Here is a 7,222-nt window from a genome sequence, read left to right as displayed (position 1 = left end):
TAAGATTATGTTAAATGATGTCTTGCTTATCTTTAGACTTTGCCACCTAGCAGCGGGCCGTTGAGCTTGGCCGCTGCCTTATCTACATACGACATACCTGATCGATTGAATCTGTTTTGCTCAGTCACGGAAGGCTGCGCTAAATAGAACTCCGCATCGGCGGCAGCCACTCGCCCACCACAGCGCCGCCAACTAACTTCCTCAGCCTGACTGAGCAGCGGCGGCGTCAAAAAATGTGCGAGCGACCTTTTCAAACGACGTGAAAGCCTCCGCGAAATGGGGCTTAAAGCTGCCATAAACGAGCGGTAGCAGGTTCTGCTCATATTCGGTCCGACTCTGTTCGTCTGCGCCGACTTCGACGAGCGCGCTCTTCAGCACGCCCAGCGGGTTCTTGGCGAAGTCCGGGTGCTGCCTTCCGAACTCTGCGACGTCCCCCCGCATCAGCTCGCCGAAGGCTGGCGCACTAACGTTCACGAGTGCGGGAGCCTGCGAAAAGATGCAGTGCACGTCGTAGATATGGCGCACAAGCGCGGTGTCCCACGATCGCAGCATCTGCCCCGAGCGATGCTGCGCAAATCGCCGCAAGAACGAGAGCACTTTCTCCGCCTGCGTTTCAGCTACAGAGACCGTCGGCACTACGAATTTTGATCCTGGTCGTCTGGCCAAGCTATCGGACAGGGCCGACAGTGACCTGTCTTCAACCGGAAGGACTGGTGGGCGCAGGGTGAGCTCGATCTGCAGGTTCGGACGCAGGCCTTCGCTTACTGGGTAGCTGCGCTGGTACATCCATTGGCTATGCAAGTAACGATGCTCGTTCAGGCTCGCGGCTTTCTCGACCTCTTCGACCAGGCCGAGCTCCAACAGTGCTTGGCCGACCCGGACGCGGACCTCATCTCCGAGATAGCGCCGGAGCTTCGTGCGACTCAACATCTGGCCCGCTTTCGTCAGCACCATCTTCAGGTCCGCATCTTCGGACATTCGCTCAATCAGGCCGTGCGCCTTCGACAAGCTTGTGCCGCCACAGAAGACCAGTTTCACGCATTCGAACTCCAGCGCGAACATGGCTCGCAGCGCGTCTGTCAGATGCTCGTCTTTTTTCAAGTAGTGCGGTGGTAACCCTACCGAGATCCGCCTCAGCTTCCAATGCTTCGATGAGATCGGTGCGGTCCTTGGTCAAGACTTTCATGCTCGCTCGTATTCCACGAGTTTGCCGTTAAAGCCCAGCTTGCGCTGAAAGCGCCGTTTGCCGATGTTCAACACGACGCCCGCGGGAATCTGGGTGCTGCGGCCGGAGTTGTACTCGCGCGTGAGGCGCGACTCTCCCACCTTCAGGCCAAACTTCTTCAGAACTTCAGGCGCCAGAATCTCCAATGGCTTCACAGGAATGGGTTTGCCGGAAAGCACGCTCGGCTTTGCCTTGGCGTACACACCAACGCCGAGTTTGACCAGCGCGCCCTTTCTCTGCAGCTCGGCGAGTGCGCGGCCCACCTGGGCTTGACTTCCAAAGCCATCAAATTCTGCACGAAGAAACACGTCAGCGCCGCGATTGGACACTGAACGTTTGATGCGGTCGACTACATTCATGGGTGCAAACTCCGCTGAGTGACCTCAGTATAAACAGTTTTGCAAGTGGTTGATGTCAAAGCATTTTTTTAAACAAAGAGCGCTCATCGACCAACCCTGGCTGGCTTGAAGTGCATTCTGTTGCACTCATGCTGGAGTTAAGAGTCAAGATTTGAGTTTCTCTGCTCCAAATCCGGCGGATTGGCTGAGAAATGGACTACACCATGCTGAGGCCATCGACCGAGTTGGCCTTCAATGGGTAGCGATGCTCCGCCAAGTCGAACGCGCAATCTAGGACGGTGCAACCTCGCTTGATACCGAACCTCTTAGCTGCCCCTCCCCTAACAATTAGGCGACCGACCCGTCCAGCGTACGAGAGAAATCGACGTTCGCGCTGCTTGAGCACGAGCTTGGCTGGTTTTCGGCGGAAGACCTGCGCCGCCGCCGAGCCTGTCTCAACGGCGGGACGCACGATCCGCCACGACCTCCCCTCTTCGAGCCGTACCCGCCCAAACGAGGTTGTGGTGCATCAACCTGCGCTCATTTGCCGGCCCCCCGACGGTGATCGAGAGGGGAAGCCGCGCCAGCAGCATGTCGATCACCAAGCGCACTTCATGGGGAGCTTGCGTGCGGCCTATCCCCGGCCGGTAGAGTGGCCTCGAAAGTCAGATGCTGCGCGCCGCGCAAGCGCAAGCGGACGCGGTCGATGTTCTCGCAGCTGCGTGCGCGCATGCGTAGCGCAATATTATTTCCAGGGTCAGCACTCCCGATCCGGGAGACGCCTCCGGCTCGCACCAACGACGCCGCATGTTATTAGAATGCGACACATTCGCATTAACAGTCTGCGTTTATGTCCAGTCTTTCTTGTCCGAGCGAAATCGACCAAACAGTCGCTCCGTTTCTGCCTTGCACCCCAGGGGTGCCGGACGGGTCGTTAGCCGCGCGCATCTTCGCCGAGCATCAGCCTTGGCTGTTGCAGCGTTTGCGCGCGAGGATGAGCAACCTCGCCGACGCGGAAGACCTAGCCTCCGAAACTTTCCTACGCGTGATAGTCCTGCCAGAACTGCCTGCCATCGCCATGCCGCGCGCGTTCCTCACGACCATTGCAAAACGGCTGATATTCAACCTTTGGCGTCGTCGCGATTTGGAGAATGCCTACCTCAACGCCATAGCCCATTTACCCGAAGCACAGGCGCCCTCTCCAGAAGAACGGGCCGTCCTGCTCGAGACCCTCGAAGCTATCGCCACCGCCCTCGACGCACTTCCCGGTAAAGCGCGACGCGCTTTCCTTATGAGCCAACTCGACGGATTGACCTATGCAGAGATTGGGCAGCAGCTCGGCGTCTCTGCCAGCATGGTGCGTCAGTACATGGCGCAGGGCTGGCAGGCGTGCGCGCGTATCCGCGCCGCCGACGCCTGAGCGCCCATGCAGACGCGCGAGCGACACCTCCCAGACCGCATGAAGCGCCACACCGTCTCGTTCGACACCGTGACTCTTGAAGCCATCGATTGGATGGTCTTATTGCGTTCCGGTGAAGCCACACCGGCTGAGCGCAGCGCTTTCGATGCATGGGTGCAACGCGACGAGCGCCACGGCGCGGCATGGCAGCGTCTGGCTGGCCCCGTGGACGGTGCCTTTGCCCTCGTCCGAGCCTTCAACCAGCGAACGTCCGATCAGGCGGACACACTGGCCGAGGTGCTGGCAGATACTGCCGCCCAGACCACCCGCCGGCGCGGCATGCTGCGCGGCGCACTGGCCGTGGGGGGCATCGGCGTGGGCGCAGCGCTGGTCACCCAGCGCTTCATGCCGCTGCAGAACACGCTCGCCGACCTGCGCACCGGCACTGCGGAACGCCGCAGCTTCACGCTGGCGGATGGCAGCACGCTGCTGCTGAACGCACGCTCCGCCGCAGACGTGGGCTTTGCCGACGGCCTCCACAAGGTGCGCCAGGTGAACCTGCGCGACGGCGAACTCATCGCCGACGCGCGCCCCGATGCACAGGCGCCATTTACCGTGCTGTGCCGGCATGGCAGCGTGCACGCCCTGACGTCAGACGGCAACACGCGCTTTCTGCTGCGACAGGACGACACGCGCAGCCTGGTCGCCGCGCTGCAGGGCAACGTGGCACTCGCCACCGACACCCGGCCGCGCCGCCTGCTGGCTGCCGGCGAGGCGGTCTGGTTCGGCCCCGCAGGCATCGAGGCCGCCGCCCCCGGCGCGGCAGCGAATGCAGCCACATGGCAGGCAGGAAACGTCACGGTCTACGACCAGCCGCTGGGCGACGTGGTTGCCGCGCTGCGTCCCTACCGACGCGGCTTCCTGCGCATCTCGCGTGAGGCCGCCGCCGTGCGTGTGTATGGCAGCTACCCGCTCGACGACACCGACCGCGCACTGGCCACCATCGGCGAGACCCTTCCCGTGGCCGTGCACGTGCACCCGGGCGGTTGGCTTGTGCGGATCGATGTGGCGTGACGCAGCCAAGCCCTTTTTTCTGACGCGGTTCGATTTTTTTTCAAGGAAAGCACTGTCACTTTTTCGCGCTCGTTGCTCATCCCTGGTGAAGGACCTTTTTCTTGCGCCATCACCACCCGGAACACTTTCATGCACCGAGCCCTCTCCCACCGCCGCGCGGCACGCAACCGCCTGCGCCCCACCGTTCTGACTGCGGCCATCGCACTTGCCGGCGCAGCGCCCCTTGCGGCCCATGCCGAAGCACAAACCCAGCCTTCTGCCACGGCAGCCCCGGCTGTCGCACCACGCGCCTATGACATCCCGGCCCAGCCGCTGGGCGCCACACTGACCCGCATCGCCAGTGAGGGCGGCCAGCCGATCTCGATCGACTCGGGGCTGGTGCGCGGCATCACCGCTTCCGCAGTGCGCGGCCGCTACACCGTCGAGCAGGCCGCGCAACAAGCCCTGGACGGCAGCGGCCTGCAACTGGCTCGCACGGGCAGCGGCGCGCTGACGGTGCAGCCAGGCGCTTCAACGTCCAGCACCGCCCTCATCCCGGGTGCCTCCACAGCAGCACCGGATGCCGCTGCGGCAACGCTGTCCACCGTCACCATCTCCGGCAAGGCTCCCGGCTCGACCACCGAAGGCACCGGCTCCTACGCCACCGAGTCGTCCAGCAGCTCCACGCGCCTGAACCTCACGCCCAAGGAAACCCCGCAATCGTTGACAGTCGTGACGCGCCAGCGGCTGGACGACCAGGGCGTCACCAACCTCAGCGACATGCTGGAGACCGTCTCCGGCATCGTGGTGACGCGCGACGGCATCGGCGCGGAGAGCGACGGCTACTGGTCACGGGGCTTTGAAATTCAGAACTTCGAGATCGACGGTGTGCCGACGGCCTCTGCGCTGAACTACTACACGCAGAACATGGCCATGTACGACCGCGTCGAAATCGTGCGCGGCGCAACCGGGCTCATCAGCGGCCTGGGCAACCCCTCGGCCACCATCAACCTGATCCGCAAGCGACCAACGCTCGCGCCGCAGGCCAGCATCACCGCGGAAGCAGGCAACTGGAACCGATACGGCGGCAGCCTCGACGTCTCCGGCAAGCTGGACGAACGGGGCAAGGTGCGCGGGCGGCTCGTGGCCGACTACAAGGACCAGAAGGCCTGGGTCGAGCGCTACAAGCAGGACGCTGGGCTGCTCTACGGCATTGCGGAGGTCGACATCGACAACGCCACGCTGCTCACTGCCGGCTTCAGCTACCAGCGCACCAACGCCACCGCACCGCTGCGCTCCGGGCTGCCCACGCTGTTTCCCGACAACAGCCCCACCCTGCTGCCGCGCTCCCTCAACGCCTCGCCGAACTGGTCCTACAACAACCACGAGCAAAGCAGCTTCTTCACCTCTGTGGAGCGGGAACTGGGCAACGGCTGGAACGGCAAGGCCGAGTACACCTACAGCCAGGACAAGTACGACTCCGTCTACACGTATCTCAACGGCACGCTGCAGCGCGACGGCAGCGGCACCAGCCTGCTGCCGGTGCGCTTCAAGGGCACGCCCAGGCAGAACAACCTCGACCTGTACGCAACCGGCCCGCTGAAGCTGTTCGGCCGCGAGCACGAGTTGATCGCGGGCCTCACGCTCTCCAGCCTCAGAGACAGCGGCCCGACCTACGGCGGCTGGCTCTACGACTACGCGGGCTCGCCCGAAGGCGCCATCGGCAACCTCTTCAGCTACAGCGGCAACAGTCCAGCGCCCTTCTTCCAGGCCAGCGGCACCACGTCGACCAGAACGAACAACTACGCGGCCTACCTGACTGGCCGCTTCCACGTGGCTGACAACCTCAAGCTGATCCTGGGCAGCCGCTTCATCCATTGGAGCCGCGACATCGAGACCGGCGACAGCGACGGCACGACCACGCTGAACCGCTCAAAGGAAAACGTCTTCGTGCCCTATGTGGGCCTCGTCTACACCCTGAGCGACCAATGGTCCGCCTACGGCAGCTTCACCAAGATCTTCAACCCGCAGGGCTCGTGGGTGCGCGACCAGAACAACAACATGCTCGACCCCATGGAAGGCCGGGGGTACGAGGTCGGCATCAAGGGCAGTCATTTCGGCGGCAAGCTCAACACCAATCTCGCGGTGTTCCAACTCCAGCAAAACAACCTTGCCGTGTGGCAGGCCGACTTTCCGGGCAGCAACGTCTATAAGGCGGAGCAGAACACGACCTCCAAGGGCGTGGAGTTCGAGCTCAACGGCGAGGTGGCCAAGGGCTGGCAAGTGGCCGCCGGCTATGCGTACACGCTCGCCTCCGACGCAGATGGCAAGCGCATCAACACCATCCTTCCGCGCAGCAGCGCAAAGCTGCACACCAGCTACCGCCTGCAAGGCGCCTTGAGCGGCTTGACACTTGGCGGCGGCGTCAGCTGGCAAACAGCGGTCGGCAGCGCGAGCGTGACGCAGGGCAGCTACGCGCTCGTCAACCTGATGGCGCGCTACGATATCGACCGGCACCTCAGCGCCACGCTCAATGTGAACAATTTGTTCAATCGCAAATACTTCAACTACTCCGGGAACTACAGTAACTATGGCGCGCGCGCGGCTTGATGCTTGCCATGAAATACACATTCTGAAGCGATTCAAAGCAGGCTCATGGCTTTCCAGAGCCTGCCACCGCAGCATAGGCGCGCTCGATCCAGGCGCTGCCTCTTTCCCGCATCAGAGCGACAAGCATCTTTCGATCGGCCGCCTGCTGGGTCGCAAGAGCTCACAGCGCACCGTCGCCGAATGGCGAATCTCTGCCGAGACGGAAGCTATGCCATCGACTTCACGCATCTCGCCGATGGCGTGAACCCATTGCCTGGTGACGCCGTGGCAAAAAAATTCGTCGTCCATCGGATGCCCTTGGCTTCGACAGGCGTGGCACCCGGATTGATGCTCGGCGCGAGCAAAAGTGCACCGCCTCATCGCGGAACGCCCTTGAGGGGTTGGTCTTCGCAGAATCGAAATTTGGTCTGGCGCCCGCGCGTGGCGGGCGACGCGGCGGATTGTCAGTCCTTCAGATCGGCAGGCATCTTGCCGCCATTCCCGGCCCCCTTGTTCATCCCCTGTCGATGCAGCCAGATGTTCATGGCAGCGGAGTCGCTGGTGTCGCCCGTGTAGTGCAACTCTTGTGCAAGCTCCTTGCGCGCCGCGAGCGAGCCG

The 7,222-nt window shown here is 62.7% G+C and carries 6 protein-coding genes and 1 pseudogene; 3 read left to right on the top strand and 4 right to left on the bottom strand.

Features of this window, described 5'->3' with window-relative positions:
* Positions 1-201: 201 nt before the first annotated feature.
* Positions 202-1,101 (bottom strand): nucleotidyl transferase AbiEii/AbiGii toxin family protein, encoded by a 900-nt coding sequence (locus BMG07_RS24040; protein ID WP_269759342.1) that lies wholly within the window; start codon positions 1,099-1,101, stop codon positions 202-204.
* An 81-nt stretch (positions 1,102-1,182) separates the two neighbouring features.
* The gene (locus BMG07_RS24035) at positions 1,183-1,584 is read right to left on the bottom strand and encodes an S-adenosylhomocysteine hydrolase (protein ID WP_198086668.1); all 402 of its coding nucleotides are present in this window, start codon (positions 1,582-1,584) and stop codon (positions 1,183-1,185) included.
* Between the two features lie 829 nt (positions 1,585-2,413).
* Between BMG07_RS24035 and BMG07_RS24030 the strand changes: the two genes are divergently transcribed.
* From BMG07_RS24030 to BMG07_RS24020, 3 genes are all read left to right on the top strand, one after another.
* Complete coding sequence (locus BMG07_RS24030; RefSeq protein ID WP_198086667.1) at positions 2,414-2,983, top strand: sigma-70 family RNA polymerase sigma factor; 570 nt, start codon at positions 2,414-2,416, stop codon at positions 2,981-2,983.
* Between the two features lie 39 nt (positions 2,984-3,022).
* Positions 3,023-4,036 carry a DUF4880 domain-containing protein gene (locus BMG07_RS24025; protein ID WP_198086666.1) on the top strand — a complete coding sequence of 338 codons (1,014 nt, stop codon included), beginning with the start codon at positions 3,023-3,025 and terminating at the stop codon, positions 4,034-4,036.
* A 129-nt stretch (positions 4,037-4,165) separates the two neighbouring features.
* The gene (locus BMG07_RS24020; RefSeq protein WP_198086665.1) at positions 4,166-6,625 is read left to right on the top strand and encodes a TonB-dependent receptor; all 2,460 of its coding nucleotides are present in this window, start codon (positions 4,166-4,168) and stop codon (positions 6,623-6,625) included.
* A gap of 111 nt (positions 6,626-6,736) precedes the next feature.
* On the opposite strand, the gene BMG07_RS24015 is transcribed toward BMG07_RS24020, so the two are convergent.
* Both BMG07_RS24015 and BMG07_RS24010 read right to left on the bottom strand, forming a co-directional pair.
* Complete coding sequence (locus tag BMG07_RS24015; protein ID WP_198086664.1) at positions 6,737-6,913, bottom strand: hypothetical protein; 177 nt, start codon at positions 6,911-6,913, stop codon at positions 6,737-6,739.
* Between the two features lie 155 nt (positions 6,914-7,068).
* Positions 7,069-7,218, bottom strand: a pseudogene (locus BMG07_RS24010) (DUF3597 family protein); the annotation flags it as partial.
* Between the last annotated feature and the right edge of the window lie 4 nt (positions 7,219-7,222).

Origin of the sequence: Variovorax sp. E3 (genome assembly GCF_016082275.1) — a bacterium.
Taxonomy (GTDB): domain Bacteria; phylum Pseudomonadota; class Gammaproteobacteria; order Burkholderiales; family Burkholderiaceae_C; genus Variovorax.
This window is presented reverse-complemented; position numbering and strand designations above follow the sequence as displayed.

Coding starts and splice junctions, on each gene's coding strand:
- BMG07_RS24035 (WP_198086668.1), bottom strand. CDS start 1,584: ATGAATGTAGTCGACCGCATCAAACGTTCAGTGTCCAATCGCGGCGCT.
- BMG07_RS24030 (WP_198086667.1), top strand. CDS start 2,414: ATGTCCAGTCTTTCTTGTCCGAGCGAAATCGACCAAACAGTCGCTCCG.
- BMG07_RS24025 (WP_198086666.1), top strand. CDS start 3,023: ATGAAGCGCCACACCGTCTCGTTCGACACCGTGACTCTTGAAGCCATC.
- BMG07_RS24020 (WP_198086665.1), top strand. CDS start 4,166: ATGCACCGAGCCCTCTCCCACCGCCGCGCGGCACGCAACCGCCTGCGC.
- BMG07_RS24015 (WP_198086664.1), bottom strand. CDS start 6,913: ATGGACGACGAATTTTTTTGCCACGGCGTCACCAGGCAATGGGTTCAC.